Below are 26,705 nucleotides of genomic sequence, written 5' to 3'. Positions count from 1 at the left end.
GTGTTCGCGATGCCTGCCGTCCTCAGTCGAGCTCCCACCCCGGCCCCGTTTCCCCCCGGCTTTGTCTGGGGGGTGGCGACGGCGGCGCCGCAGGTCGAGGGCGCGGCGGACGCGGACGGCAAGTCGGCGTCGGTCTGGGACGGGTTCGCCCGCCGGCCGGGGGCGGTCGCGCGGGGCGACACCCCGGCGGTGGCGTGCGACCACTATCACCGCTACCGGGCCGACTTCGACCTCATGGCGCAACTGGGGGTGCGGCATCATCGGCTGTCGCTGGCGTGGCCGCGCTTGATGCCGGACGGCGACGGGCGGGTGAACCGGGCCGGGGTGGATCACTACCACCGGGTGATCGATGCCCTGCTCGAGCGGGGCATCACGCCCTGGGTAACGATGTTTCACTGGGACCTGCCGCAGGCCCTCGAGGCGCGCGGCGGCTGGCCGGAGCGGCTCGTGGCGGACGCGTTCGCCGACTATGCCGACCTGATCGTGCGCAGCTATGGCGATCGCGTGAAGCACTGGATCACGCTGAACGAGATCCGCGTGTTCGTGGACAACGGATACGCGATCGGCCGCCATGCGCCGGGGCGCAAGGAAAAGGCCGAGTTGGTCAACCAGGCGGTGCACCACGCGCTCGTGGGCCACGGCCATGGGGTGCGCGCGGTCCGGGAGCACGGCGGGGCGGGCGCGGTCGTCGGGCTTTGTGATAACAGCAGCGTGCCGATTCCGCTGGTCGAGGAGGCCGCCGACATTGCGGCGGCGGAAGCGCTGTTCGCCGCCCAGAGCTGCCGGGTGCTCGAGCCGATCTATCGCGGCACCTATGGCCGGACGTATCTCGATTTCACCAGCGGATGGCTGCCGCAGATGGCGCCCACCGACCTCGAGTTGATCACCCAGCCCACGGATTTTCTTGGGCTCAACCTCTACTCCGGGCAATGCGTGCGCCGCGGCCCCGATGGCCGGCCGGAGGCGCTGGCGTATCCCGTGCACTATCCCGTCGCCGACAGCCCGTGGCTGAAGCTGAATGCGCGCGCGCTGTACTGGGGACCGCGGCTGGCCGCGCGCGTCTTCGGCGTGGAGCATCTGTACATCCTCGAAAACGGCGCGGGGTACGACGAGACGCCGCCGGTGAACGGTGAACTCTTCGACCTGCACCGGCTCGAGTACCTGCGCGCATGCCTGCGGGAACTGAAGCGGGCCAGTGACGACGGGGTGCCGGTGGACGGCTACTTTGTCTGGTCGTTCCTCGACAATTTTGAGTGGGCCGACGGCAATGGCCGGCGGTTCGGCATCGTGCACAACGACTTCGCCACGCAGGTGCGGACACCCAAGGCGAGCGCCGCCTGGTTCAGCCGGGTGTGCCGCCAGAATGCCCTGGTCTAGCCGATGACGCCCCTGACTCATCCACTGACGCGCCGGAGCTTTATCCACGGCCTCGGGGCCACACTGGCCATCAGTGCGCTGCCGGGCGGATCGCCCTGGGCGCGAGCCGCGGACGGCCGCGCGCCCAATGGCCGCTGTTCCCTCGTGCTGATCCAGCTCGCCGGCGGCCTCGATGCCTTTGACGTGCTGGTGCCGTATGGCTCCTCCGAGTACGCGCGATTGCGCCCCACGCTCGCCCTGGGGCGGGGTGAAGTGACGCGCTTGGACGATGCGGTGGCCTTGAACCGGACCTGTGCCCCGTTGGGGCGGTTGTGGGATGACGGCCTGCTGTTGTTTTGTCCCGCGGTGGGGTGGGGGGCGACCTGCCCGACGCATTTTCGGGCGACGGAGATCTGGCAGACCGCGCCCGCCTCGCCGGAACAGCGCCTGGCGTCGGGCTGGCTCGGCCGAACCGCCCAGCAACTCGAGCACGCCGGGGTGCCGGTGAGCTGCTGGCGGGGAACGCGTGCCGAGCCGCGGGTGTTTGTACGCTCGCCTGACGCCGGCGCGCCGGGCCGCGGCCGCGAGGTGAGTGTGCCGCTGGACACCGCGGGAGGCCCCTTGCCCCGTTTGCTGGCGGAGGCGGCAGAATGCGTCGGAACCACCGACGGCGTGGAACTAGTGTTCCTGGCCGGAGGTGGGTTCGACACCCACTTCGCGCAAAGGGAGACGGGGGCCCGTCCGCTGGCCGAGTTCGCCGGCGCACTGGCGGACTTTCAGCGGCGGATCCAGCGGCGCGTGGTCGCGGATCGGGTGTTGACGGTCGTCTTCAGTGAGTTTGGGCGCACGGCCGCGGAGAACGCGCAGGGCGGCACGGAGCACGGCCGCGGTGCGCTGGTCATGCTGGCCGGGACGCGACTCACTGGCCGCCGGGTGCCTCCGACCATGACCTTGGCCGCGCCGCCGGATGGCCGCGCCGACCGCGACTATCGTGCCGTTTACGCGTCCGTCCTGCGTGACTGGCTGAGCGTGCCAATTCCAGCCGTGCTCTCGGGCGCGGATTCCATCAGGCTCATGTCCGACCCCCTCCTTACCCCATGAGATTCCGTTCGTCCCTTACCGTCTGCGCTGTCCTGGCTAGTAGCGTCCTGCCGCTCCACGCGGTCGATCGCGTGGAGATTTTCGTCACGGCGCGCGATACGGGGCAGCGCTTGAGAGCCGCGCCCGCGCAGTCGCTCGTCCCCGTGACTCCGATCACCGAGAAGGAGGCACTGATCTACGTCGATGCGGCGAAGTCGTTCCAAACGATCATCGGAATCGGTGGCGCCTTGACCGATGCGGCGGCCGACACCTGGGCGAAGCTGCCCGAAACGAAGCGCGCGGAGTTGATTCGTGCATATTACGACCCTGAGGCTGGTATCGGCTACACGCTGGGGCGGACGAGTATCCACAGCTGCGACTTCTCCAGTTCGAGTTACACCTATGTCACGGAGGGAGACGCTTCGCTGAAGAGCTTCTCGATCGCCCCGGATGAACGGGCGCGGTTGCCGCTGATCAGGGCCGCGCTGGCGGCGGCGAAAGGAAAGCTGACGTTGTTCGCGAGCCCCTGGAGCCCGCCGGGCTGGATGAAGGACAACGGCAACATGCTCCGCGGCGGCCACCTCAAGGCCGAGCACCGCGACGTGTGGGCCCGCTACATGGCCGAGTTTGTGAAGGCCTATGCGAAGGCGGGTGTCCCGATCTGGGGGCTTACCGTGCAGAACGAGCCGATGGCGGTGCAGAAGTGGGAATCCTGCCTGTTTTCCCCGGAGGAGGAGCGCGACTTCGTGCGCGATCACCTTGGTCCGACGCTTGCGCGCAGCGGACTCGGAGACACGAAGATCATCGTTTGGGATCACAATCGCACCTGGATGTATCAACGCGCGCAGGTGATCCTGGATGACCCCGCGGCGGCGAAGTACGTCTGGGGCGTGGGCTTCCACTGGTACACCGACGACGGCCATGCCAACACCCGCCTGGTCCGCGAGGCGTATCCGAAAACACATCTCCTCTTCACGGAGGCCTGCAATTATCCGTACGACCGGGCGAAGCTTGGCGACTGGACCCTCGGGGAAAAGTACGGCCGTGCGATGATCGAGGACTTCAACAACGGCGCGGAAGGATGGACGGATTGGAACATCCTGCTCGATGAGCGCGGCGGACCAAATCACGTCGGCAACTTCTGCTACGCGCCCGTGCATGCCGACACCGCGACGGGCGAGCTGATCTATACCAACTCGTTCCACTATCTCGGGCATTTCTCGAAGTTCGTCCGGCCCGGCGCCGCGCGGATCGTCAGCTCGTCGACGGCCGACAGCCTCGCGACGACGGCGTTTCGGAACCAGGACGGTACGCTTGCCGTGGTGGTGATGAATGGGAGCGACCGTGCCCAGGCTTTCCGCGTCTGGGTGAGCGGACGCGAGGCGGCCACGACGAGTCCGGCGCACTCGATCATGACGCTGAAGCTGCGGTAGTCCGCCCGCGAATGGCGGTGGCTGCCTGGCGAAAGACTTGGAATCAAACGTCCGGGCCGTAACGTCACCGCCCTTCCCCCCCTTGTTCCAGCGCGCTCCATTGCTTCGCTTAGTCGGGATCGTCATCCTGCTGCTGGCCGTCCTGCCTGCCCGCGCGGACGAAGGGCCGTTGACGGCCGCGGCGGAAATCCTGGCCCTGCCCAGTGACATCGCGGCGACGCACCTCCCGGTGACACTCTCCGGGGTGGTGACGGCGGCGGAGCCCGACTGGGAAGGAAAGTTTTTCGTGCAGGACAAGAGTGGCGGCGTATTCGTGGTGGGACCGGACCGGCAACCGCAGATTGGGGAAAAGGTTTCGCTGCGGGGCACGACGAGCCGCGGCGCCTTTGCCCCGATCGTGCTGGCGACGGGTTGGACCACGCACGGGCAGGACGAGCTGCCGCCGCCGCGGGCCACGACGATCGAACGCCTGATGGCCGGCGTGGAAGACGGGCAACGCGTGGAGTTCACCGGCACGGTGCGCTCGGTGTATTACGTGCCCTCGCGCAAGCTGGCGGTGGATGTGGCGGTGAGCGGACGGCGCGTGCACGTCTTTCCCAAACTGCCGCCGCAGCTCAATCCGGAGTCGCTCGTCGGTGGCACGGTGAAGGTGCGGGGCACGGCGGCGGCATCCTACAACGCGCGGCTTCGACAGCTCACCTCGGTCAATGTGTATGTCCCGCGGGCGGAGGATTTCGTCATGCTCGACCGCGAGGCTCGCTCGCCCTTTGGCGAACCGGTGCTGCCGCTGGGCGAAATCGCGCGCTATCGCCCGGATCTGAACCGCGGCGGCCGCATCCATGTGCGCGGCGTCGTCACGTTGTTCCGGCCCGGACTCGAACTCTACATCCAGGACAGCACGGGCGGCCTGCACGTGCAGACCGTGCAGAGCATCCGGCTGCGGCCGGGCGATACGATCGAAGCGACCGGCTTCCTCAACATTGCCGGCTTCCGTCCCGTGCTCGAGGACGCGCGGTGCCGCCGCACGGACGTGACGCCGGCGGCGGTGACCCCGCGGGAGGTGACGTTTGCGGAACTGCGCGACGGTTTTCATGCGAACGAACTCGTGGCGCTGCGAGGTCGACTGGTGGGGCGGACGGTGCGGCCGGTGCGGCGCGACCTGGGCGGGTTTTCGGGCATGCGCACCCTCTGCACCGTGCAGAACGCCGACCTCACCTTCACCGTCGAATGCGAGCACGAGCCCGACAACAACCGGCTGGCGGAGATCCCGCTGGGCAGCATGGTCGCGGCCACGGGCGTGGCGGCGACGGAGACTGGCGACGATGGGCAGCTGCGCACGCTTTCCCTAATCCAGCGGACGCCCGAAGACATGCAGGTGCTGCAGACGCCGAGTTGGTTCACGACCACGCGGCTGGCAGTGCTGGTGGGGGCGTTGCTGGTCGTGGCGCTGGCGGGAATCGGCTGGTCCGTGACCGTCTCGAAGAAGAACACGATGCTGAGTTTTCTGGTGGCGGAGCGGGAACGCGCGCAGCGCGAGCTGCAGCAGGCCCACGACCAGTTGGAGGAGCGGGTCAAGGAGCGGACCCGCGAGTTGCAGGTGGAGATGAGTGCGCGCCGAGCGGCGGAGGTGGAATTCAAGGCAACGTTGGCGGAGCGCACGCGCCTCGCGCGGGACCTGCACGACACGCTCGAGCAGGCGCTCACGGGCATCTCCCTGCAGCTCGAAACGGCGGCCAAGCTGCTGTCCCGAGCACCGCCAGAGGCCGAAAAGCACCTCGATCTGGCGCGCGGTTTCATGAAGCAGAGTCAGCTCGAGCTGCGTCGTTCGATCTGGGACCTGCGGTCGCGCGAGCTGGAGGAGTTCGATATCGCGAAGGCGCTGCTCCACGCGGCCCGGCAAGTGGCCGAAGGCACGCCGTTGCGGGTGGAGCTGGAAACGGACGGCCCGGTGCGACCGCTGCCGGAGATCGTCGAGGAGAATCTCCTGCGCATTGGCCAGGAGGCGCTCACCAACGTGGTGAAGCACTCGGGCGCCACGCTGGCCACGATCCGCCTCGGGTTCACCGACGAGACCGTGACCTTGGCGGTCCGTGACAACGGCACCGGGCTGGTGCCGGAGAAGCTGGCGGCCAAGTCCGGTTCGCGCTTCGGGATGCTGGGCATGGCGGAGCGCAGCAAGCGCCTGGGCGGTCGCTTCGCGGTCGTGGGCGCGCCGGGCGAGGGCACGACGGTGAGTGTGTCGATTCCGCTCGGCCAGGAGGCGGACAAGCCGGAGGGCACGGTATGAGCGCGCTGCCCGGTACGGCGGAGGAGCCGCTGCGCGTGCTCGTGGTGGACGATCACTTTGTCGTGCGGATCGGGCTCGTCGCGCTCGTGAACACCGAGCCGGACCTGCGCGTCGTGGGCGAGGCGGACGACGGTGACCGGGCGATCGCGCTCTTCCGTGAACTGCAGCCGGATCTCGTGCTGATGGACCTGCGCATGCCGGGAAAGTCTGGCCCGGAGGCGACGGCGGAGATCAGACGCGTGTCGGAACGGGCCCGCATCCTGATGTTGAGCGCCTTTGATGGCGACGAGGAGATCCACAACGCCCTCGCGGCGGGCGCCAACGGCTATGTGCTGAAGAGCGCGACCGGGGAGGAACTCATTCCCGCGATTCGGGCGGTCGCGGCGGGACGGCGCTGGATTCCGCAGAACGTCGCGACCCGCTTGAAGTCACGGCAGCTCTTCGAGGAGCTGACGACGCGTGAACTCGATGTGCTGCGGGAAGTGGCCAAGGGGCTTTCCAATAAGGAACTCGCGGACGCGCTCCACATCAGTGAGCACACGGCGAAGGATCACCTGAAAAGCATCCTGGCCAAGCTCCGCGTGGCGGACCGCACCCAGGCGGTCACGCTCGCACTGCAGCGGGGGATCCTGCGGCTCTGAGGGGCCTCAGCGGCTAGCGGCGCGGACGGCTGGCTCGACCTCGAACGAGGCGGTGAGTGGTGCCATCGCATTGGCGCCGACGAATACGCTGAAGGTTCCCGGCTCGACGCCGAAGGTCATGTCGGCGCGCCAGAAGGCGAGCTCGGCGGGCGTAAGCGTGAAACTCACGTCCTGCGCTTCGCCGGCGGCGAGGGAGATCTTCCGAAACCCCTTCAGCTCCCGCACGGGACGCGTGACCGAGCCGACGTGGTCACGGAGGTAGAGTTGCACGACGTCCTCGCCGGCACGCGCGCCGGCGTTACGCACGCGCACGGTCACGCTGAGGGCGGCATCAGGCTGAATGCGGGGCGCGCTGAGCCGCAGCTGATCGTACTCGAAGTGCGTGTAGCTCAGCCCGAAACCAAACGGGTAAAGGGGCGTGTTCGGCGAATCGATGTAGTGGGAGTAGTACCGGTCGCTGGCCGACTTCGGCTGCGGACGTCCCGAGTTCTTCTGCGCGTGGAAAATCGGAATCTGGCCAACGGAGCGGGGCCACGTGACCGGCAGCCGACCGGAAGGATTGTAGGCCCCGGTCAGGACATCAGTGATGGCAGGGCCGCCCATCGTGCCGGGGTGCCAGGCGACGAGGATGGCGTCGACGAGCGGTTCGACGGCTTCGATCATGAGTGGGCGTCCGGTCAGGAGGACGAGGACGATCGGTTTGCCGGCGGCGTGAACTTCGCGGAGGAGCTCGAGTTGAGGACCGGAGAGATCGAGCGAGGCGCGGCTGGTGGCTTCGCCGCTCTGGTCGGCGCCTTCGCCGACGGCGACGATCACGACGTCAGACTCCTCGGCGACGCGGCGGGCGGCCACGATCCCGGCGGTCTCAAGATCGTTGGCGGCGCACCCGGCGGCGAATTTCAGGCGTTCCGGCGGCAGGAGTTGTTCGAGCGCGCGCAGGAGCGTGATGCTGTCCTCCTTGCGGCCTCGCCCGTGCCAGGCGCCCATCTGGTCGTACGGTGCATCGGCCAGGGGACCAACCAGCCCGACGGTGATGTTACCTGTCGCCAGCGGCAGGATGCCGTGCTCGTTCTTGAGCAAGACGCAGGAGCGACAGGCCGCTTCGCGGGCGGCGGCGAGAAACTCGGGCTTGAGGAGAGTGGCCTTTTCGCGGGACTCATCGCTATAGCGGAAAGGATCGTCGAGCAGGCCAAGGCGCGCCTTGGCGGTGAGGATGGCGGTGACGGCGGCGTCGAGGCGGGCCGGGGCGATCACGCCGGATTTGACGTCGGCGGCAAGGGTGTCGCGGTAGGCATTGCTCTCCATGTCCATGTCGAGCCCGGCGGCGAAGGCCTTGAGTCCGGCCTCATGGAGATTGGCGACGTTGCCGTGCTCGAGCATCTCACGGATGCTGGCCCAGTCGGAGACCACGAAGCCGCGGAAGCCCCATTCTCGGCGGAGGACGCGGTCGAGCAGGAAGGCATTGGCCGAGGCGGGAGTGCCGTCGAGGTCGTTGAAGGCCGCCATGACGGTGCCGACGCCGGCGTCGACGGCCGCGCGGAAGGGCGGCAGGTACACGTCGCGCAGCACGCGCTCCGTGACATCGGTGGTGAAGTAGTCACGTCCGGCCTGGGCGGCGCCGTAAGCGGCGAAGTGCTTTACGCACGCGAGCACGGTGTCGACGGCGGCGAGGTCATCGCCCTGAAAACCGTGCACGCGGGCGCGGGCGATGGCGGCGGCAAGGTACGGGTCCTCGCCCGGGCCCTCGGACATGCGGCCCCAGCGCGGATCGCGGGAGATGTCGACCATGGGAGCAAACGTCCAATGCACGCCGGCGGCCGCGGTTTCGGTGGCGGCGATGCGCTCGGCGCGCTCGATCAAGGCCAGGTCCCAGGACGCGGCGGTGGCGAGCGGGATGGGAAAGACGGTCCGGTAGCCGTGGATAACGTCGAGGCCGAAGAGCAGCGGGATGTGGTGCCGAGAGGACTCGACCGCGAGCTTCTGCCACTTGCGCGTTTCTTCCGCCCCGATGACGTTGAGGAGGCTGCCGATCTGGCCGCGCGTGACCATGGCGACGAGATCCTCATCGGAGCCGGGGCCGGTCTTAAGTTCACGGGAGGAGTATTGATTGAGCTGACCGATCTTCTCCTCGAGCGACATCCGGGCGAGGAGTTCACGGACGCGGGCATCCTGAGCGGTTGGCGAAGTCGCAGCTGAAGCAGCGGCGGCCAAAACGAGGGCGAGAAAGGCGGTGGTGAGGCGTGACGCGGCAAACATGACGGCGGAGGGGGGAGGAGTGATCGAAAGCAGGAGGAGAGTGATTGGACGCGCCTCCGACAGGAGGCAAGGGCCGGGGACTCCGATAATCGGATTTGGCCGGACGGCGATCGGGCGTTGGGCGGCGGCGGGTCAGCCCGGAACGATAAGCACGGGGTCCCAGCCGTAAGCGGGGATCCACGCGCGACGAAATGCGTCGAGGATGGGCCGGGGCTCAGGCAGGGCGGTATCGTCGTAGGCCGAGACCGGGCGGATGCCGACCAGTGCGTTGGTCAGCCATATCTCGTCGGCGGCGTGGGCGTCGGCGGGGCGGCAGTCTGCCTCCGTGATCGACCAGCCGAGTTGGCTGGCGAACGCGAGCACCTGGGCGCGCATGATGCCCGGGAGCGCGCCGGACGAGAGCGGCGGGGTGCGGAGGGTTCGTCCGGCGACAAGCAAGACGTTGGAGACGGCACCCTCGACCAGGCGGCCCTGGTCATCGAGCAGAAGGGTCTCGTCGCACCCGGCGGCGCGGGCGGCCTGGAGGGCACCGAGCCAGGGAGAGCGATTCAGGTGTTTCATCGCCTGGTCGGCGGTGGGCCGCGGCAGCGTCGGGCCGGTGCGGACGCGGAAGGCAGCCTTGCCCTGGTGCGGGCGAGGCGGGCCGACCTCAATCTGCCAGGCAACGCTACCGGAGGACTCCCTCCAGGCGGCGTAACGAAGCACGCCGGTGGGGCAGTTGTTATGGGTGGCGAGGGCGAGCATGTAGTCCCGGGCTGCTTCTGCGGTGAAGGGAGCCGCGAATCCAAACCAGCGGCAACCAGCGCTGAAACGGGCCCAGTGTTCGTCCCAAAGCAGCGGCGTGCGGTGAACGAGGGCGAGGGTTTCGAAGACGCCGGGTGCGCCGGTCGGCAGTGCGGTCAGGCCGTCGGCGGCGGGACGAAGCTGGCCATTGGTGATCAGGTTCATGGGATGATCGCGGTGACTCCCAGGGCGGCGAACTGGGCCCGGGCCTTGGCAAGGGTTTCCTCGTACTCTGACGACGGATCCGAGTCCCAGACAATGCCGGCGCCGACCGGGATATCGGCGACGCCCGAGTGGGAGATAATGGTGCGGATGGCGATCGAGAGATCGATCCGGCCGTGGGCGCTGAAGTAACCGATCGAGCCCATGCCGATGCCGCGCCGGGTTGGCTCCAGTTGGTCGATGGCGCGCATCGCGCTGACTTTGGGTGCGCCGGTGATCGAACCTCCGGGAAATACAGCCCGCAACAGGGAGCCCGGGGTGACCTCGGGCCGAAGCTGGCCGCGGACCTCGCCGACGAGGTGGTGGACGGTGGCGAAGCTTTCGAGTGAATGCAGTCGGGGCACTTCAATGCTGCCGGCGGTGCAGACGCGTCCGAGGTCGTTGCGCAGGAGGTCGACGATCATGAGCAGTTCCGCGCGCTCCTTTGGACTCGCGAGGAGTTCAGCACGGAGCGAGGCGTCGTCGGCGGGCGATGCGCCGCGCCGGCGGGTGCCCTTGATCGGGCAGGTGCGGACGCGGCCATCGGGCTCCACCTCGAGGAAGCGCTCGGGTGAACTGCTCAGAATGCAGATGTCTTCCGCACTGAGGTACGCGGCAAAGGGGGCGGGGTTGGCAGCGCGGAGACGAAGGTACGTGGTCGCGGGGAGCTCCTGGGGGGAACAACGGAACCGCTGGACGAGGTTGAGCTGGTAGAATTCTCCCTGAGCGATCCGTTGGCGCACGGTGCGGACGCCAGTCTCGTAGGTGTCGCGGGTGAAGTTCGCCTGCGCGATGCACGGTGGCGGGGCGGTGGCGGGTAGGGTGGAGGACGGGGCCGGCTCATTAAGCCAGCGTGCGAGTTCCGCCACGGCGGCTTCGGCAGGACGTTCACCCTCAATGCTCACGAGAGTGAGTTGTTGGGCGGCGTGATCCCAGACTGCAGCGGCATCGTACCAGGCGAGGTGGAGATCGGGCAGGTGGACGTCCTCGATCGGGCCGGAACCGAGCCGCTCAAACTGGCGTCCTAAGTCGTAGCTGAGCCAGCCGATGGCGCCGCCGTAGAAAGGCAGGGCCGGCCCATCGGCAGAGATTGGGATTCTTCGTTGGGCTAGCCGTCGATCGAGTTCGGCGATCGCGTCGCGGTCGCCGCGCTCGAGATGCCCGTCTGCATAGCTGATCTCCCAGCGGGGGCCGTAGGAACGAAAGGTCCACCGCGGCTCTGCGCACAAGATCGAGTGACGTCCGTCACCGGCGCGGGGAAGGCTGCTGTCCAGCCACGCCACGCCGCGGCGGCGCGCCAGGCGCAAAAACGCATCCGTGGGAGCAAGGGGGGGACCTGGGCGGGTGTGGGGGTGGGACGCCACGCGCCGGTGCTGATCGAACCGGGAGAAGGGTCAAGTGTTCGCTGGTGCGCTGACGAAGCCGAGTCGTCGAGCCGGAGCGGGGCGCGAGGGTGGGGGCGTCCAGACCGCGGTGATAGATCGCGCGCAAACGGCCGAGGTCCAGCGCTGTCTGCCGTGGTGAGATGAGCGATGTCGTCGCTGGAATAAGGTTTTCCAGAATTTCAATGCGCTGGGTGCGAAATCGCAGTTGACATCAGGCAGGCGTTCCCGAGTTTTTTCACCCTTTCTTGTCCTTGGCTTCCTAGCTCAATGGTAGAGCAGCTGACTCTTAATCAGTAGGTTCGGGGTTCGAGTCCCCGGGGAGCCACCATCTAGCGCCGCTTCGCCGGTTCGAGGTGGTGGACAGACCTTCAGAGGCGAAGTTGTTTTTTGATCCAGCTTGGTTTGCGTGTAGGTGACCGCACTCGATAGCCCCGGCGAAGAGCGTCCTTCTCCCCGCGCGCAACGTGTTATTTCCCAGTCCAGCTTGGTGATGTCACTCCGACTTTGCCGGCGTAGCTCAACGGTAGAGCACCTGTTTTGTAAACAGGCGGTTGCGGGTTCGAATCCAGTCGCCGGCTCCAGCCTTGCTCCCGTAAAGGAACCCAGCCCTTTCCGCGGGCGTCGTACACCTCCATGTGCGGCGTCCCAGTGGTTCAATTTCTGCCCGATGGTGTAATGGTAGCACAAACGACTCTGACTCGTTTTGTCTAGGTTCGAGTCCTAGTCGGGCAGCCATCTTTTGACCGAAAGTACGGTCGCGATTTTCCCGAGAATGCATCGGGCGATGGACGGTACGCGCGTCGCAAGGTGCGCAACCGAAGTTGTGCAACGCAGCTACGCAGTTTCCCAGAGGACAAAGTAGGTTGACACTCAACTTCGCATGGACCGTAGTTCGCGTTTTGCTCAGTTTCCCGTCCCCAAAATCACCGCAGCACTATGCTGAATAATTCTGTCCTCAGCCGCCCGGCCGAACTCCAATGTTCGCCAAGGTTTGCGCAGAAGACGGCACAAGGTGCGGAGAGGTTACCACCCGTTTTCCGGTACCGTGATCGTTCCCATCGCTCAATGGGGGCAATTCGCTGTCAGTGACGGTGAACGCGGACACCAGACTTTCTTAACTCGCAGACAAGACCAACAACTCAAGTTCCTCCTATGATTAACAACGTAGTCATCGCGTTTTTGCTGAGAAATCCCGACGGCAGCGATATGTCGTTCATGGATCTGTTCCTCGCCGGTAAGCAGATCATGTGGCCGATTCTGTTGCTCTCCTTTGTGATGATCACCGTCGTGATCGAGCGTCTGATCTTCATCATGCGCGAGAATGCGACCCGTGAACCCGAGGTCGTCGAAAAGATGCTCGAGAACGTCGAGCGCGGTGATGTCGAAGCCGCTCTGGCCATCGGCAAGAAGAGCAAGGACTTCCTCGCCAAGATCGTGGTGTACAGCCTCATGAACCGCGACAGCTCCATGTCGACCGCGTTCGTGCGCGCGTCTGGTCACGAGCTCGCCCGCTTCCAGCAGGGCATGGCTACGCTTGATACCTGCATCACGGCGGCTCCGTACCTCGGCCTCCTCGGCACGGTCACGGGCATGATGCGCACCTTCGGCTCCCTCACGGGTGATATCGGCGCTGCGGCCGGTCAGATCACCGGTGGTGTCGCCGAGGCGCTGATCGCCACCATGTGCGGTCTGGCCATCGCCATCGCGGGCCTGTTCCCCTTCAATTACGTGAACGCTCGCGCTGAGGTTGCGAAGCAGGAAGTGGCCGACGTTTCGCACGCCCTTGAGCTGCTGATGAAGAAGTCGGAGAGCGCTGCTCGCTGACCTTCGCGGTGAGCGGCCTAAGAAAACCGCTCACCGACCGTATACCCTCAGGCTCTCAACTCCTCCGAGCTCTCTAATATCATGGCTGGATCAACCGCTCAAGTTAGCGGCAGGCCGAAGAAGGCGCGCATCGAGATCATTCCTCTGATCGACGTCATCTTCTTCCTCCTCGCTACGTTCGTTTTGTTCACGTTGTCACTGAACAAGACGCAAGGCATCCGGGTTACCCTGCCGCAGGTTTTCACGGGGGAACCCCGGGCCACCGAAGGAACGCACACGATTTCTGTCACCGAGCAGGGCACCCTCGCTTGGGACACGGAGTTCGTAAATCTGGACGAATTCCTGCGTCGGCTGCAGGTCTTTCACACCTCGAATCCGGACGGCCGCATTCTCATCAACGGTGACGAGAACGCCTCGTTCAACGCGGCAGTCTACGTCTTCGACGAGGCCCGCAAAGCCGGTTTCGAAAAGGTCCTGATCGAGACGAAAGTCCGTCAGGCCAAATAGGCCGCCCGCCCAAGGCGCAGTCCAAACTCAACCTCCTCTCTCACCATGGCTGGAAGTCCCAAGGCGCAAGAAGGCAGAAAAAAGGCGCGTATCGAGATCATCCCTCTGATCGACGTCATCTTCTTCCTCCTCGCCACATTCGTTCTCTTTACGCTGTCACTCGACAAGATCGCGTCCGTTCCCGTGACGCTCCCGAAGGCCAGCGCCGAAGTCAGCGGCAAGATCGACGAGACGACGATCAACATCCAGGTGTCGGATTCCGGCACTTACTACTGGAAGGTTGGCGCCCGGGGTGCACCGGAACTGGTTTCTGCCAGTGAGCTCGCGCCTCGTCTCGAGAATGTCCGAAACCGTGAGAGCGCGCCCCGCGTGCTCGTCCGCGGTGACAATCGGGCAAAGTTCGGTCCGGTCGTCCAGGTGTTGGACGAGGTCCGGAAGGCCAGGATCGACCAAGTGTCGGTCGAAACCGTCACCAGCCCCACGGGCAAATAACCACCGCTCGCAATGCGTCGCGATCTAATCATTGGTTTTATCGTTTCTGCGCTAATTCACGGCGGAGCGTTCTTTGGTGAACGTCTGATTCCGGAGAAGAAGGTGGAACAAAAGAAAGTGGAGGAGCGCCCGGTCATTCAGGTGGTGGAAATGCCTCCGATCGAGCCTGAGGAACCCGAAGTCGTCGAAACCAGCGACGAGCCGGTCAAGCCGATGGACTTTGCTCCGCCGATGCAGACGGATGTTCCGCAGGTCGTGACTGACACTTCGTTCGTGCAGCGCATCCAGCCGCCGCCCCCGGAGAATGTTAAGCCGGCCACGGGCATTGTCGCCATTCCCGAGAACCGCGACATGTCGCAGTTCCGTGGCATGAAGGTGTTCGATCTCGCCAGCCTCGACCAGCAACCCGTGGCGCGCGTCCGCACGCCGCCGCAGTACCCGTTTGAAATGCGCCGCGCCGGCGTCACCGGCGAGGTGACGGTCGACTTCATCGTCGACGCCAACGGCGAGGTGCAGAACGCGTATGCGGTCAAGTCGACGCAGCGCGAATTTGAGGCTCCGGCCGTTCAGGCGGTCAGCAAGTGGAAGTTCAAGCCCGGCCGCAAGGGTGGCCGTAACGTGAACACCCACATGCAGGTGCCGATTGTCTTCACTCTTAACGACGAGTAACCGCTTCCCGTGATCACCAATCGAAATCCAATCTTCCGCCGGCTAGCGTGGGTTGGCTTCGCCACCGCTCTCTTCCTGGCTGCTCCATTCTCCTCCGCTGAGGAGCAGAAGCAGTTCCAGCTGAATGAGAAGGTCGGCGAGGCACTCCAGAAGCTGAAGCCGCTGCAGGACGCCAAGAATTTCAATGGCATGTTGGACGTGGTTGACGGCCAACTGAAGAACGTCCCCGCGACGGGCTACGACGCCTGCTACCTCCTGGATCTTAAGGCCAAGATCTATCTCCAGCTCGATCAGTACGGCAAAGCGATCGACCCTTGGGAGAAAGCCCTCCGTCTCGCGGAAGAACACGGCTATCTCGCCGAGAAGGAGCGTATCGATATCACCAAGTTTCTCGCCCAGCTGATCTTCAGCGAGGCGAGCAATCTGAAGGATCGTGCGGCCCAGCAGGTGCAGATTACCCGGGCGGCCGGCTACCTGAAGCGCTACCTGGAGAAGTCGCCGAAACCTGAGGCTGAGGTTCAGATGCTCTACGCCCAAATCCTGTTCTACCAGGCCACGGGCGACCAGAAGAACGTCAACCAGGCGCTCCTCGCCGAGGCTCGCGAGATCGTCGAAAATGGCATGCTTGGTTCGGTTCGTCCGAAGGAAGGCTTCTACCTCCTGCTCCTCGCAATTATCCAGCAGCAGAACGATCTGGTCCGCGCGTCCGAGCTCATGGAGCTCCTCGTCAAGCAGTACCCGAACAAGAAGGACGTCTGGCCGATGCTGTTCGGCACTTACGTCAACATGGCGGGTTCGGCCAAGAGTGAGAGCCGCGAACAGCGCGAGTACTTTGTCCGGGCCATCAATACGCTCGAGCGCGCTCAGCAGCTCGGGTTCATGAACACGCCCCGCGACAACTACAATCTCTTCACCCTGTACCTGAATGCTGGTGAAATCGGTCTCGCAACCGACCTCCTGTATAGCGGGATGAAGAAGGGCACGATCGAGTCCACCGCCGCCAACTGGCGCATCCTCGGCGCCTACTACCAGCAGGCGAACAAGGAGCTTCAGGCCGTCTCGGCGCTGCAGGAAGCGACCAAGCTGTTCCCGACCGATGGCACCTTGGACTTCCTCATCGGCCAGATTTACCAGCAGATGGACCGGATCAAGGAGGCCAACCAGGCGTACGCCCGGGCGGTGACCAAGCCCGACCTCGGCGAAAAGCCTCACCAGATTTACCTCTTCCTGGCTTACACGTCCTTGGAACTGGAAGACTTCGACGGTGCGCTGAAGGCCATCACCAAGGCTGCCAGCTTCCCGGAGGGCGCCAAAGACTCGCAGGTCAAGGGTGTCCGCGACGGCATCGAAGCGACCATGGCCGAGCGTGAAGCTGCCAAAGCCTCCGCCAAACCCGCCGCCAAAAAGCTCTAATTCTCTACTCTAATGAAGAAAAGCTACCTCTATTTCGTCGTGCCGCTTGTGGCGACGGCCATCTTCGCCGTGTTCTACATCCGATATGCCTCCGGCTACGAGGAGCGCCTCGCGATGGCTGAGAAGAAGATCAAGGATGATCGCGACGCGAAGCTTCGTGAAGAGGCTCGCCAGCGCGAGAAGGCAATCGCTGACGCGGTGGCCGCCACGGAAAAGCGCAAGAAGGAGAAGGCTGAGCGCGATGCCCGTGACGCCGCCGAGCGCGACGCTCGTGAGCGCATGGGGCAGGAACGCCGCAAGGCGCAGGAAGACGCTCGCAAGTACGCCGACCAAGTGAAGCGCCTGCAGAAGGATATCACCGAGACCAAGGAGGCCATCGCCAAGATCGAGCAGGACAAGAAGTCACTGCAGGACGAGGCGACCTTCCTTCGCGAGTTCGTCAAGCAGGCCGAAGCCAATACCCAGTCCCTCACTGGCGTGATCGAGAAGATCGATGCGGCTGAAAAAGCCCGCATCGAGGCCGAGCGCGCTGCCAAGAAGTCATCCTAACTCTTACCCAACTTACAGATGAAAAAGTGGATGTACGTCATTTTCCCGGCGCTGATGCTCGGGGGTTTCCTTTTGGTCTACACTTCGCACGTGGAGGAGGCCGAGGCTCGCGAGAAGGCTCGCATTGAGAAGGTGGAAGCCGATCGCAAGGAAGCGGCCCGCCTCAAGAAGGAAGCCGAACTTCGCGCCCAGGTCGACGCCCAGAAGCGCCAGCAGGAGCGTGAGGAAGAGGAGCGGAAGAAGGAAGAGGAGCGCGTGCGCAAGCAGCAGGCCGCTGACAAGGAGCTGCGTGACGCCATCGCCCAGTTCCGTGGCGAGGCCGACAAGTCCGCCAAGCAGGCTTCCGAACTCGAGATCGAACTCGATCGTCTGCACAAGGTGAAGGACCAGACCAGCCGCGAGGACTTCGAACTCGCCAAGCAGGTTGAGCTCGCCCGCGTCGCCAAGCGCAACGCCGAGCTGCAGCAGCAGCACCTGACCGCCATGCTGTCCCAGCGTGCTGGCGCCAGCGGCCTGGCCAAGATGCCGCCGCCGCCGGTCAAGAAGTAAGGCCTTCCGCCAGTACATGTCTTTCGAGCCCCGGACCCGCGTCCGGGGCTTTTTTGTGGCGCCCCCGCCGCATCGAAGGCGGTCGCCGCGGCGCCCTTTCCAGAAACATGGGTTTGCAGGAGTGGGGAAGGGGCCGCGCTCTCGGTAGGCCCCACCGGCCGGAGTGCCTGCCGTGGGAATCCGTCTCTGCAATCAGCGGCCGCAGTGTCCCGTAGGCCATCACCGGCGTCCCAAAACCTGAGCAGCCAGATGGGGGCCTGGCCGCTTCGGAATCGTTCGAATTGGGCCCACCTGTGCGGCGGCGGCGAGTGGCATCAACACGCCCTGAATGGACCGCGGTGGGGGCCTTGTTTGCAGCGAGTCCAACTTTGCCCTTGCCATGCTCCAGAGGCGTCTCTGTTTTTGACCGCTCTCTCCATGCAAAAGACCAAGAAGTCCGTTGCCAAGCGCTTCAAGCTGTCCGCCAAGGGCAAGCTGATGCGTCGCACCCCTGGCTTCCGTCACCTGCTGGGCTCGAAGAGCACGAAATCCAAGCGTCGTGCGAGTCGGGACAAGCAAGTGGCTGAGGGCCATGCGGAGCCGCTCAAGCGCTGTCTGCCGTACGGCCTGTAATCCAGGCCGTCGCGCTCATCCATAACCTCGCACCACGGGTGAAATTCCAAAGCCGACCCTCGGGCGATTAACCAAAGGAAAAATCCAACATGGCTCGTGCAACCAACTCCCCCGCGTCGCGCAAGCGCCGCAAGAAAGTGCTGAAGTACGCCAAGGGCTACTTCGGCAGCAAATCGAAGCTCTTTCGCTATGCGAAGGAAGCCGTCCAGCACGCCTGGCAGTACGCCTACGCCGCGCGCAAGAAGAAGAAGGCCGATTTCCGCGGCCTCTGGATCGTCCGTCTGAACGCCGCCTGCCGCAACGCCGGCATCAGCTACAGCCGGTTCATCGAGGGCCTCAAGGCCGCCAATATCCAGCTCGACCGTCGGGTCCTGAGCGACCTCGCCATTCGTGACGAGGTGGCGTTTAACGCCCTGGTGAAAGAAGCCCAGGACGCGTTGAAAGCCAAGGCCGCCGCCGCCAAGAAGGCCTAACCCAACGCGAGCCCGGGCGGGCTCGCCTTCCGGTATCGTTCATTTCTGGAGGACGGGCCTCGCAACACGAGGTGCCGTCCTCCTTTTTTGTGCCCGCAAATGACGCAGTTTGACGCGAACCCACCCGCGAAACGGTTCGCGTTCCGCCCCCGGTTTCGCGGATGTTTCCTCCTCCCTTTTCCATGCAAGACAAACTCTCCGCTGTCGTGGCCAAGGCGGCCGCCGAACTGCCGGCTCTGAAGTCCCGCCCCGAGTTCGAATCCGCCAAGGCCCGCTTCGTCGGCCCGAACGGCGAACTCACCGCCTTGATGAAGCTCATGGGCACGGTGCCCAAGGAGCAGCGCCCCGCGATGGGCAAGCTCATCAACGAGGCCAAGGGCCGAATCCAGGTCGAACTCGACGGCGCCCTCGCGCGCATCGAGGCGCTCGAGCTTCAGGCCCAGCTCGGGCCCGCAATCGACCCGACCCTGCCCGCGCCCGACGCCGGCCCCGGCACCTACCACCCGCTTACCCTCGTCCGCGAGGAGATGTGCCGCATCCTCCGCAAGGTCGGGTTCGTCGTCGCCGACGGTCCCGAGGTCGAGACCGAATATTACTGCTTCGACGCCCTTAACACGCCGGCCGATCACCCGGCACGCGATGCCCAGGACACGTTCTATTTCCCCGAGCCCACCCGCTTCGGCAACGTCTCGCGCAAGAATCCCGAGGAAAAATACCTCCTCCGCACGCACACGTCGTCCGTCCAGATCCGCACCATGCTCAAGGGCCAGCCGCCCCTGCGCATCGTCTCGCCCGGCCGCGTGTATCGCCGGGACACGACGGATGCCACGCACAGCGCGAACTTCCACCAGCTCGAGTGCCTGTACGTCGACAAGAATGTCACCGTGCGCGACCTCAAGGCGCTGCTCGACTACATCTTCGCCTCCCTCCTCGGCAAGGAGACCAAGACCCGCTTCCGGCCGCACTACTTCGGCTACACCGAGCCCAGCTTCGAGGTCGACCTCAGCGCCAAGCACCTGCCCAAGGTGAAGAAGGAATGGATCGAGATCGGCGGCTGCGGCATGGTCGATCCGACAGTCTTCGAGGCCGTCGGCTACGACTCCGACGTCTGGAGCGGCTACGCCTTCGGCATGGGCCTCGAACGCCTCGCGATGCTCCTCTACGGCATCGATGACATCCGGTACTTCTACCAGAACGATCTCCGGTTCCTGAAACAGTTTGCCTGATACGACATGAAGATTTCCCTCAACTGGCTTCGCGACTACGTCCAGCTCGACGCCTCCATCGACGAAATCACGCGGGCGATCACCTTCCTCGGCTTCGAGGTCGAGGGGGTCGCCTCCACCGGCGCGCCCAAGCTCGAGCACGTGGTCGTCGGCCAGATTCTCACCCGCGACCGGCATCCCAATGCCGACAAGCTCTCCGTCTGCACCGTCGACGTCGGCCCCGCCGGCGGCGTGAAGACCATCGTTTGCGGCGCGCCCAACTGCGACGCCGGCCGCCGCGTGCCGGTCGCCCTCCCGGGCGCCGTCCTTCCCGGCAATTTCCAAATCAAGCAGTCCAAGATCCGCGGCCAGGCTTCCGACGGTATGATGTGCGCGCCGGATGAGATCGGCCTCGGCGCCGAACATGCCGGCCTGCTCATCCTCGAGGGCGAGCCCGCCCTCGGCACGCCGATCAACGCCGTGCTGCCCCCGGGCGACACCGTCTTCGACATCGAGGTCACGCCCAACCGCCCCGACTGCCTGTCCCACCTCGGCATCGCCCGCGAGCTCTCCGCCTGGTTCAAGGTGCCGCTCACGTATCCGGCCGAACGTTTCACCGGCACCTTCGCCGCCGACGCCAAGCCGCGTCCCGACCTGCTCAAGGGCGTACGCGTGGACGCTCCCGAGGACTGCCCACTCTACACCGCGCACATCATCACCGGCATCAAGATCGGCCCGAGCCCTGCCTGGATGCAGGAGCGCCTCAAGGCCGTCGGCCTGCGCCCGATCAACAACGTCGTCGACGTGGGCAACTACGTCATGCTCGAGACCGGCCAGCCGCTGCACGCGTTCGACGCCCGCCGCCTCGGTGGCAACGAGATCATCGTCCGCCGCGCCACCGAAGGGGAGAAGCTCGTCACCCTCGACGGCAAGGAGCGCGTGCTCACCAACCGGATGCTTGTGATCGCGGACGCGCAGAAGCCGGTCGTCATCGCCGGCATCATGGGCGGCGAGAACTCCGGCGTGCTCGACGACACCACCGACCTCGTCCTCGAGTGCGCGTACTTCAAGCGGCAGTCCATCCGCCGCACCTCCCGCAAGCTCGCGCTGGCGTCCGACTCCTCCTACCGCTACGAGCGCGGCGTTGACCCGCACACGGCCCTGGAAGCCGCTTATCGGGCGATCGACCTGATCATCGAGACCGCCGGCGGCAAGGTCGTCGGTCCCGCCTACCGCGTCGGCACCGACGTCCCGTGGGAGCGCGAGATCGTCGTCACCCACGACTTTGTGCAGGAACGGCTGGGCTTCGACGTCCCCGCCGCCGCCATGCGCGCCGCGCTCGAGGCGCTTGAGCTCGCCATCGTGCGCGAGCAACCCACCGAGGCCCCGGCCCGCGGTCCCGCCTGGACCGTCGCCATCCCGAGCTGGCGCGACGACCTCGACCGCCCAATCGACCTCGTCGAGGAGATCCTGCGCGTCTACGGCACTGACAAGATTCCGCCCGCCGTGGTCTCGTCGCCCGGGCTCCTCGCGGACGACGACCCGATCGTGCTCTTCAACCGCCGCGTGACCGATTACCTCGTCGGCCACGATTTCCACGAGTGCGTCAACTACACGCTGCGTCCGGCCAAGGAGATCGCCACTTGGGTCTCCCAGGCCGCCGCCGCTGAGCTCGCCCTCGCCAATCCGTTCGTCGAGGACCAGTCGCACCTGCGGCCGACCCTCATCACCGGCCTGCTCGAGTCGCTTAAGCTCAACCAGTCCCGCGGCGTCCGGGCCACGCGTTTCTGCGAGACCGGCCGCATCTTCATCGAGCGCAACGGCCAGAACTTCGAGTGCGCCGCCGTCGCGTTCATCATTGCCGAAGGCGCGGACGACCGTTCCTGGCTCCGCCGTGAGAAACCCGATTTCTACGCGGCGAAGCATCACGTGGCGGCCCTCGCGGCCGCCGCCGGCATCGACTTTGCCCGCCAGCCGCTCGTCGCGGCCACCGGCGCGCACCTCGGCTGGCAGGAAGGGCAGGCGGCCGTCGCCGGGGAAATGCTCGGCGGGTGGACGGCTGCATTCGGCCTCGTGAACCTCGCCCAGGTCAAGGCCCTCGGCATCGAGGGCAAGGTCTACGGCGGCATCTTCGCCATTCTGCCGGAGAAGCTCACGTCCGATCTCACCCGCCGCCGGTACGGTGACTTCAGCCTCTTCCCGGCCGCGCTGCGCGATCTCGCGCTCGTCGTCGACGCCAACGTCACCGCCGGCGAGGTTCAGAAAGCCCTCACCAAGGCGGCCCGCGCCGCCGTCGGCAATGCCTTCGCCGTCGAAAGCGTCACCGTCTTCGACGTCTACCAGGGCAAGGGACTCCCCGAGGGCAAGAAGAGCCTGGCGTTCAGCCTGGTCTTCCGTGCCGCCGAGCGGACCCTCACCGACGACGAGGTCACAGCCGCGTTCCAGAAGATCCAGGACGAGATTGTGAAGTCCGGCGCTTACCAGATCCGGAAGTAAACCCAACCGTCGCCCCGCATGGACTCCTGCCCGCCCCGGATCGCCGCGCCCGCGCTTGCGGGCGGGTGTCCGGGTGGGCTGGCGGCGGGCGCATGTCCTGCCTGACCCCAACTTGGTCCCATCGCTCATGTCCGCCCCGCAACTGAACATCGACCACGTCGCCAAGCTCGCCCGCTTGGCGCTCACGCCCACCGAGAAGGCCCAGTTTGCCCAGCAACTCGGCGACGTCCTTCACCACATCGAGCAGCTCGGCAGGGTTGACGTCACCGGCATCGAACCCACCGCGCACGCATTCGCCGTCACCAACGTGTGGCAGGACGACGAGCCGCGGCCCGGTCTGCCCGTCGAAGCCGCGCTGCGCAACGCCCCCGCGCAGCGCGAGAACATGATCGTCGTGCCCAAGGTCGTGGAGTGACCCGCCCCGCGCCCACCGCTGCCACCAAGCCGCCCGGCTGCCCCGCCATGTCCTCGCTTCACTACCAGTCCCTCACCGATGCCGCCGCCGCGCTGGACGCGAAGCGCATTTCCGCGACCGAGCTCACGCAGGCCGTCATCGCGCGCACCAAGGCCGTCGAGCCGCGCGTGCACGCGTTCAACTCCTTCGACGAGGCCGACGCGCTGGCCCAGGCCGCCGCGTCCGACGCCCGGCGCGCGGCGGGGCAGGTGAGGGGCCCGCTCGATGGCATCCCGATCGCGTTCAAGGACGTGATCGCCGTGGAAGGCCAGCCACTCACGGCTTCGAGCAAGATGCTCAGAAACTTCGTCTCGCCGTACGACGCCACGGTCACGACGAAGCTGAAGCGGGCCGGTGCCGTGCTTTGGGGCCGGCTCAACTGCGATGAGTTCGCGATGGGCTCGTCGACTGAGAACTCCGCGTTCGGCCCAACGGGCAACCCATGGGACGTCACACGCGTGCCGGGCGGTTCGTCCGGCGGCAGCGCCGCCGCGCTCGCCGCGGGCGAGGCGATCGCGACGCTTGGCTCCGACACCGGCGGCTCCATCCGCCAACCCGCCGCGCTCTGCGGCGTGGTGGGCCTCAAGCCGACTTATGGCCTGGTCTCGCGCTATGGGCTGATCGCCTTTGCCTCCTCGCTCGACCAGATCGGGCCGTTCACCCACACCGTCGAGGATGCGGCCGTGCTGCTGCAGGCGATCGCCGGGCACGACGAGCGCGACTCGACGTCGTACCGCGCCGAGATTCCGGACTACCGCGCGGAACTCGCGCGGCGCCGCGGCCCGTGGAAGCTCGGCATCCCGCGTGAATACTTTGGCGAGGGCCTCGATCCCGAGATCGGCGCCGCCGTCGAAAAGGCGATCGCCTTCTACCGCGAGCAGGGCTGTGAGATCCGCGAGGTGTCGCTCCCGCATACCAAGTACTGCCTCGACACCTATTACATCATCGCGACCGCCGAGGCGTCCTCCAACCTCGCCCGCTACGATGGCGTCCGGTACGGCCACCGCTCCGCGCAGGCGAAGGACGCCGTCGACCTGTACTTCCAGTCCCGCGCGGAGGGCTTCGGGCCCGAGGTCAAGCGACGCATCATTCTCGGCACATACGTGCTCTCGAGCGGCTACTACGACGCGTATTACCTGCGCGCCCAGAAGGTGCGTACCCTCATCCGGCAGGACTTCCTGAACGCGTACCAGGAGGTCGATGCGCTGATCACGCCCACCTCGCCCGTGCCCGCCTTCAAGCTCGGTGAGAAGAGCGACCCGCTGGCGATGTATCTGTGCGACATCTACACGATCGGCGTGAACCTGGCCGGACTGCCCGGCATCAGTGTGCCGTGCGGCTTCACCTCGGCCGGGCTGCCCATCGGTCTGCAACTCGTCGGCCAGCCGTTCCAGGAAGCCAATCTGCTTGCCGTCGCCCACGCCTACACCCAGGCCCACGCCTGGCACTCCCAGCAGCCCAAGCTGTAGTGGGAGGGAACAGTCACGGAGTTCACTGAGCACGCACGGAGGTCACGGAGATGAACCCACAGATCAACGCGGTCACGGAGCGTATCATCGGTGCCGCGATTGAGGTCCACCGAGAACTCGGCTCCGGCTTGCTGGAATCGGCCTACGAGCGCGCACTTGGGCACGAGTTTCAGCTCCGCGGTCTCGCCTATCAGCAACAGACGCGTTGTCCGGTGACCTATAAGAACCTGGTGATCGACGACGCCTACCGGCTGGATTTTCTCGTCGAAGGATCCGTTGTCGTGGAACTGAAGGCCGTCGATGAGCTGCTTGAGGTCCACCAGGCACAGGTGCTGACGTACCTGAAGTTCACGCGCTGCCGGATTGGTCTCCTGTTCAATTTCCGTTCGACTGTGCTCACCCGTGCAATGAAACGCCTCGCTCTGTGACCTCCGTGCCTTCCTCCGTGTCCTCTGTGTCGAAATCTGCCGCCGCCTTCGAAGCCGTCATTGGATTGGAGGTCCACGTGCAGATCAAGACGCGGTCCAAGATGTTCACCCGCGTCGCCGCCGGCTATGGCCATGAGCCAAATACGCTGACGGATCCGGTCGTCCTCGCCCTGCCGGGCGTGCTGCCGGTGATGAACAAGGCCGCGCTCGATGCCATCATCAAGGCCGGGCTCCTCCTCGGGTGCCGCATCGCCCCGGTCTGCAAGTGGGACCGCAAGAATTACTTCTACCCCGACTCACCGAAGAACTATCAGATTTCCCAATACGACCAGCCGATCTGCCTCGGCGGCAGCGTCGAGATCGAGCTGCCCGGCGCCGCCCGCAACGTCATGGGCGAACACCAAGCGGTCCCCCTCACGCGCATCCACCTCGAGGAGGACGTGGGCAAGCTGAACCACGGGGCCAGCGACTCGCTCGTCGACTACAACCGCGCCGGCACGCCGCTGATGGAGATCGTATCCGACCCGGCCATGCACTCGGCCGACGAGGCCTACGCCTACCTGCAGTCGCTGCGCGCCACGATGATCTACGGCGGCATCTCCGATTGCGATATGGAGAAGGGCCAGCTGCGCTGCGACGCCAACATCTCGATCCGCCCGGTGGGCGAGACGAAGCTCGGCACCAAGGTCGAGCTCAAGAATCTCAACTCGATCTCTTTCGTGCGCGATGGCATCGCCCACGAGATCAAGCGCCAGATCGCGGTCCTCGAGCGCGGGGGTACGATCGTGCAGGAAACCCGCGACTACGACGGCATGACCGGCACCTCGCAGTCCCTCCGTACCAAGGAGGAGGCGCACGACTACCGCTACTTCCCGGATCCGGACTTGATGCCGGTGAAGGTCGACGAGGCCTGGAAGGCGCGGCTGCAGGCCGAGTGCCCCGAACTGCCGTTTCCCAAGCAGCGGCGGTTCATCGAGCAGTACCAGCTGCCGTATACGCTGACGTCGGTCCTGGTCTGGGACCGCGCGCTCGCCGACTACTTCGAGGAAACGGTCAAGCTTACCGGCGCCGCCAAAGCCCAGGCGGTCGGCAACTGGATCGTGAACGATCTCCTGCGTGAGCTGGGCAACGCGAAGCTCACGCTGGCCGAATCCCGCGTTCGCCCGGCGCACCTCGCCGCGCTCGTCCAGTTGATCGACGCCGGCACCGTCCTGACGAATGCCGCCAAGGAGGTCTTCGTTGAGATGGCGGCCACCGGGGACAGGCCCGAAGCGATCGCGGAACGACGCGGGCTCAAGGCGGCGCCGACCAACACGGGTGAACTCGAACAGTGGTGCCGCGACGCGATCGCCGCCAACGCCAAGGCCCTCGCCGAGTTCAAGGCCGGCAAGGACAGCGCGATCAACGCGTTCAAGGGCCCCGTGATGAAGGCGGCCAAGGGCAAGGCGAACCCCAAGCTCGTCGACGAGACCCTGCGGCGGCTGCTCGCCGCGGCGAACTGAGCCGCGCGCGCCGCCGGGCTGTTGTGTGCCGGCGCGCCGCGTATCCGCTAGCAGCCTGCGGACGAAGTCCGACAGGCTGCTATTGAGCGACCGTGGCGGTCGCGAAGACGAAGCGACCGTCCGCGGTCGGCGGAATCATGTCGTTGGCGGCGAGGCAGGCGAGGGCGCTGTTCAGCGCCTCGTCGATGCGCACCGCGTTCAGCGGCAGCTCGCGCGGAATCCACGGCGCACCGGGCTCGGTGCGCACTTCCACCCGCAGGGCGCGGCGGGCGGCGTCGCGGACGCGGAAGAATGCCAGGTGATGCCGCCCATCGAGCCATTCGCGCACCTGAAAAAGCTGCGCCACGCAGGTGTTCGCGTCATTGCCGGCGCGAAACGCGGCGCGCAGGTCGAGCACGGCATCCACCAGGTGCCGGTCGTGCGGATTGATCGCCGCCAGGAGGCCGTCAATCGCCCGCGTGGTCTCGTCGCAGGGTGACACCACCAGCCGTGAGTCTGGCACCGGAGTCGGCTTGGATTTCTTGAAGAAGAGCATCGGAGGGAGGAACGCCGAGAATCTACCGCGGTGGCGTCTCCGGACATCGGCACGGTTTGCGAGCCATTGTTCATTTCTTGCGAAAGCTGCCGGACCCGCTTCGGCC

24 protein-coding genes and 3 tRNA genes are annotated in these 26,705 nt (G+C 65.7%); 23 read left to right on the top strand and 4 right to left on the bottom strand.

The window, feature by feature from the left end; all coding sequences use genetic code 11:
- Positions 1 to 9 precede the first annotated feature (9 nt).
- The 5 genes from DB354_RS07450 to DB354_RS07430 all read left to right on the top strand — a co-directional run bounded on the left by DB354_RS07450 (position 10) and on the right by DB354_RS07430 (position 6,797).
- Positions 10 to 1,377 (top strand): GH1 family beta-glucosidase, encoded by a 1,368-nt coding sequence (locus tag DB354_RS07450; RefSeq protein WP_107835024.1) that lies wholly within the window; start codon positions 10 to 12, stop codon positions 1,375 to 1,377.
- 3 nt (positions 1,378 to 1,380) lie between these two features.
- Positions 1,381 to 2,457, top strand: coding sequence for a DUF1501 domain-containing protein (locus DB354_RS07445; RefSeq protein ID WP_107834820.1), 1,077 nt, complete (start codon positions 1,381 to 1,383; stop codon positions 2,455 to 2,457).
- Complete coding sequence (locus tag DB354_RS07440) at positions 2,454 to 3,869, top strand: glycoside hydrolase family 30 protein (RefSeq protein ID WP_107834819.1); 1,416 nt, start codon at positions 2,454 to 2,456, stop codon at positions 3,867 to 3,869. Before DB354_RS07445 ends, DB354_RS07440 begins: the two co-directional genes overlap by 4 nt.
- A 100-nt stretch (positions 3,870 to 3,969) precedes the next feature.
- Positions 3,970 to 6,156 (top strand): histidine kinase, encoded by a 2,187-nt coding sequence (locus tag DB354_RS07435; protein ID WP_107834818.1) that lies wholly within the window; start codon positions 3,970 to 3,972, stop codon positions 6,154 to 6,156.
- On the top strand, positions 6,153 to 6,797 hold the full coding sequence (locus DB354_RS07430; RefSeq protein WP_107834817.1) for a response regulator transcription factor: 645 nt from the start codon (positions 6,153 to 6,155) through the stop codon (positions 6,795 to 6,797). The genes DB354_RS07435 and DB354_RS07430 overlap by 4 nt, the downstream gene beginning before the upstream one ends.
- A gap of 6 nt (positions 6,798 to 6,803) precedes the next feature.
- On the opposite strand, the gene DB354_RS07425 is transcribed toward DB354_RS07430, so the two are convergent.
- The 3 genes from DB354_RS07425 to pabB form a co-directional block, all read right to left on the bottom strand.
- Positions 6,804 to 9,053 carry a glycoside hydrolase family 3 N-terminal domain-containing protein gene (locus DB354_RS07425; protein WP_107834816.1) on the bottom strand — a complete coding sequence of 750 codons (2,250 nt, stop codon included), beginning with the start codon at positions 9,051 to 9,053 and terminating at the stop codon, positions 6,804 to 6,806.
- A 132-nt stretch (positions 9,054 to 9,185) separates the two neighbouring features.
- Positions 9,186 to 10,001: an aminotransferase class IV gene (locus DB354_RS07420; protein ID WP_107834815.1), complete on the bottom strand. Its 816-nt coding sequence runs from the start codon at positions 9,999 to 10,001 to the stop codon at positions 9,186 to 9,188.
- Positions 9,998 to 11,401 carry an aminodeoxychorismate synthase component I gene (pabB, locus tag DB354_RS07415; protein WP_107834814.1) on the bottom strand — a complete coding sequence of 468 codons (1,404 nt, stop codon included), beginning with the start codon at positions 11,399 to 11,401 and terminating at the stop codon, positions 9,998 to 10,000. The genes DB354_RS07420 and pabB overlap by 4 nt, the downstream gene beginning before the upstream one ends.
- Positions 11,402 to 11,675: 274 nt before the next feature.
- Between pabB and DB354_RS07410 the strand changes: the two genes are divergently transcribed.
- The 18 genes from DB354_RS07410 to gatB all read left to right on the top strand — a co-directional run bounded on the left by DB354_RS07410 (position 11,676) and on the right by gatB (position 26,064).
- A tRNA-Lys gene (locus DB354_RS07410) sits at positions 11,676 to 11,750 on the top strand.
- Positions 11,751 to 11,928: 178 nt separating this feature from the next.
- Positions 11,929 to 12,003, top strand: a tRNA-Thr gene (locus DB354_RS07405).
- A gap of 80 nt (positions 12,004 to 12,083) precedes the next feature.
- Positions 12,084 to 12,157, top strand: a tRNA-Gln gene (locus DB354_RS07400).
- A gap of 417 nt (positions 12,158 to 12,574) precedes the next feature.
- Positions 12,575 to 13,246 (top strand): MotA/TolQ/ExbB proton channel family protein, encoded by a 672-nt coding sequence (locus DB354_RS07395; protein WP_107834813.1) that lies wholly within the window; start codon positions 12,575 to 12,577, stop codon positions 13,244 to 13,246.
- A gap of 81 nt (positions 13,247 to 13,327) precedes the next feature.
- The gene (locus tag DB354_RS07390; RefSeq protein ID WP_107834812.1) at positions 13,328 to 13,753 is read left to right on the top strand and encodes a biopolymer transporter ExbD; all 426 of its coding nucleotides are present in this window, start codon (positions 13,328 to 13,330) and stop codon (positions 13,751 to 13,753) included.
- Between the two features lie 45 nt (positions 13,754 to 13,798).
- Positions 13,799 to 14,245 (top strand): biopolymer transporter ExbD, encoded by a 447-nt coding sequence (locus tag DB354_RS07385; RefSeq protein WP_107834811.1) that lies wholly within the window; start codon positions 13,799 to 13,801, stop codon positions 14,243 to 14,245.
- Between the two features lie 12 nt (positions 14,246 to 14,257).
- Positions 14,258 to 14,914 carry an energy transducer TonB gene (locus DB354_RS07380; RefSeq protein ID WP_107834810.1) on the top strand — a complete coding sequence of 219 codons (657 nt, stop codon included), beginning with the start codon at positions 14,258 to 14,260 and terminating at the stop codon, positions 14,912 to 14,914.
- Between the two features lie 9 nt (positions 14,915 to 14,923).
- Positions 14,924 to 16,327 (top strand): hypothetical protein, encoded by a 1,404-nt coding sequence (locus tag DB354_RS07375; RefSeq protein WP_107834809.1) that lies wholly within the window; start codon positions 14,924 to 14,926, stop codon positions 16,325 to 16,327.
- Between the two features lie 12 nt (positions 16,328 to 16,339).
- Positions 16,340 to 16,876 (top strand): hypothetical protein, encoded by a 537-nt coding sequence (locus tag DB354_RS07370; RefSeq protein ID WP_107834808.1) that lies wholly within the window; start codon positions 16,340 to 16,342, stop codon positions 16,874 to 16,876.
- A gap of 18 nt (positions 16,877 to 16,894) precedes the next feature.
- A complete protein-coding gene (locus DB354_RS07365; RefSeq protein WP_107834807.1) occupies positions 16,895 to 17,425 on the top strand; it encodes a hypothetical protein in 531 nt (176 codons plus the stop codon).
- Positions 17,426 to 17,842: 417 nt separating this feature from the next.
- Complete coding sequence (rpmI, locus tag DB354_RS07360) at positions 17,843 to 18,037, top strand: 50S ribosomal protein L35 (protein WP_107834806.1); 195 nt, start codon at positions 17,843 to 17,845, stop codon at positions 18,035 to 18,037.
- An 89-nt stretch (positions 18,038 to 18,126) separates the two neighbouring features.
- On the top strand, positions 18,127 to 18,510 hold the full coding sequence (gene rplT, locus DB354_RS07355; RefSeq protein ID WP_107834805.1) for a 50S ribosomal protein L20: 384 nt from the start codon (positions 18,127 to 18,129) through the stop codon (positions 18,508 to 18,510).
- Between the two features lie 182 nt (positions 18,511 to 18,692).
- The gene (pheS, locus tag DB354_RS07350; RefSeq protein WP_107834804.1) at positions 18,693 to 19,736 is read left to right on the top strand and encodes a phenylalanine--tRNA ligase subunit alpha; all 1,044 of its coding nucleotides are present in this window, start codon (positions 18,693 to 18,695) and stop codon (positions 19,734 to 19,736) included.
- 6 nt (positions 19,737 to 19,742) lie between these two features.
- The gene (gene pheT / locus DB354_RS07345; RefSeq protein WP_107834803.1) at positions 19,743 to 22,211 is read left to right on the top strand and encodes a phenylalanine--tRNA ligase subunit beta; all 2,469 of its coding nucleotides are present in this window, start codon (positions 19,743 to 19,745) and stop codon (positions 22,209 to 22,211) included.
- Positions 22,212 to 22,338: 127 nt separating this feature from the next.
- A complete protein-coding gene (gatC, locus tag DB354_RS07340; RefSeq protein WP_107834802.1) occupies positions 22,339 to 22,626 on the top strand; it encodes an Asp-tRNA(Asn)/Glu-tRNA(Gln) amidotransferase subunit GatC in 288 nt (95 codons plus the stop codon).
- A gap of 47 nt (positions 22,627 to 22,673) precedes the next feature.
- Positions 22,674 to 24,134 (top strand): Asp-tRNA(Asn)/Glu-tRNA(Gln) amidotransferase subunit GatA, encoded by a 1,461-nt coding sequence (gatA, locus tag DB354_RS07335; RefSeq protein WP_107834801.1) that lies wholly within the window; start codon positions 22,674 to 22,676, stop codon positions 24,132 to 24,134.
- A 50-nt stretch (positions 24,135 to 24,184) separates the two neighbouring features.
- The gene (locus DB354_RS07330) at positions 24,185 to 24,562 is read left to right on the top strand and encodes a GxxExxY protein (protein ID WP_107834800.1); all 378 of its coding nucleotides are present in this window, start codon (positions 24,185 to 24,187) and stop codon (positions 24,560 to 24,562) included.
- Between the two features lie 26 nt (positions 24,563 to 24,588).
- Entirely contained in the window at positions 24,589 to 26,064 is a 1,476-nt protein-coding gene (gene gatB, locus DB354_RS07325) for an Asp-tRNA(Asn)/Glu-tRNA(Gln) amidotransferase subunit GatB (protein WP_107834799.1), read from the top strand.
- 79 nt (positions 26,065 to 26,143) lie between these two features.
- Here the strand turns inward: gatB and DB354_RS07320 are convergent, their stop codons facing one another.
- Complete coding sequence (locus tag DB354_RS07320; protein ID WP_107834798.1) at positions 26,144 to 26,599, bottom strand: hypothetical protein; 456 nt, start codon at positions 26,597 to 26,599, stop codon at positions 26,144 to 26,146.
- Positions 26,600 to 26,705 lie beyond the last annotated feature (106 nt).

It is taken from the genome of Opitutus sp. ER46, from assembly GCF_003054705.1.
In the GTDB taxonomy this organism is placed as follows: Bacteria; Verrucomicrobiota; Verrucomicrobiia; order Opitutales; family Opitutaceae; genus ER46.
Note: the sequence above shows the minus strand (reverse complement) of the source record. Positions and strands in the feature narration are given on the sequence as shown.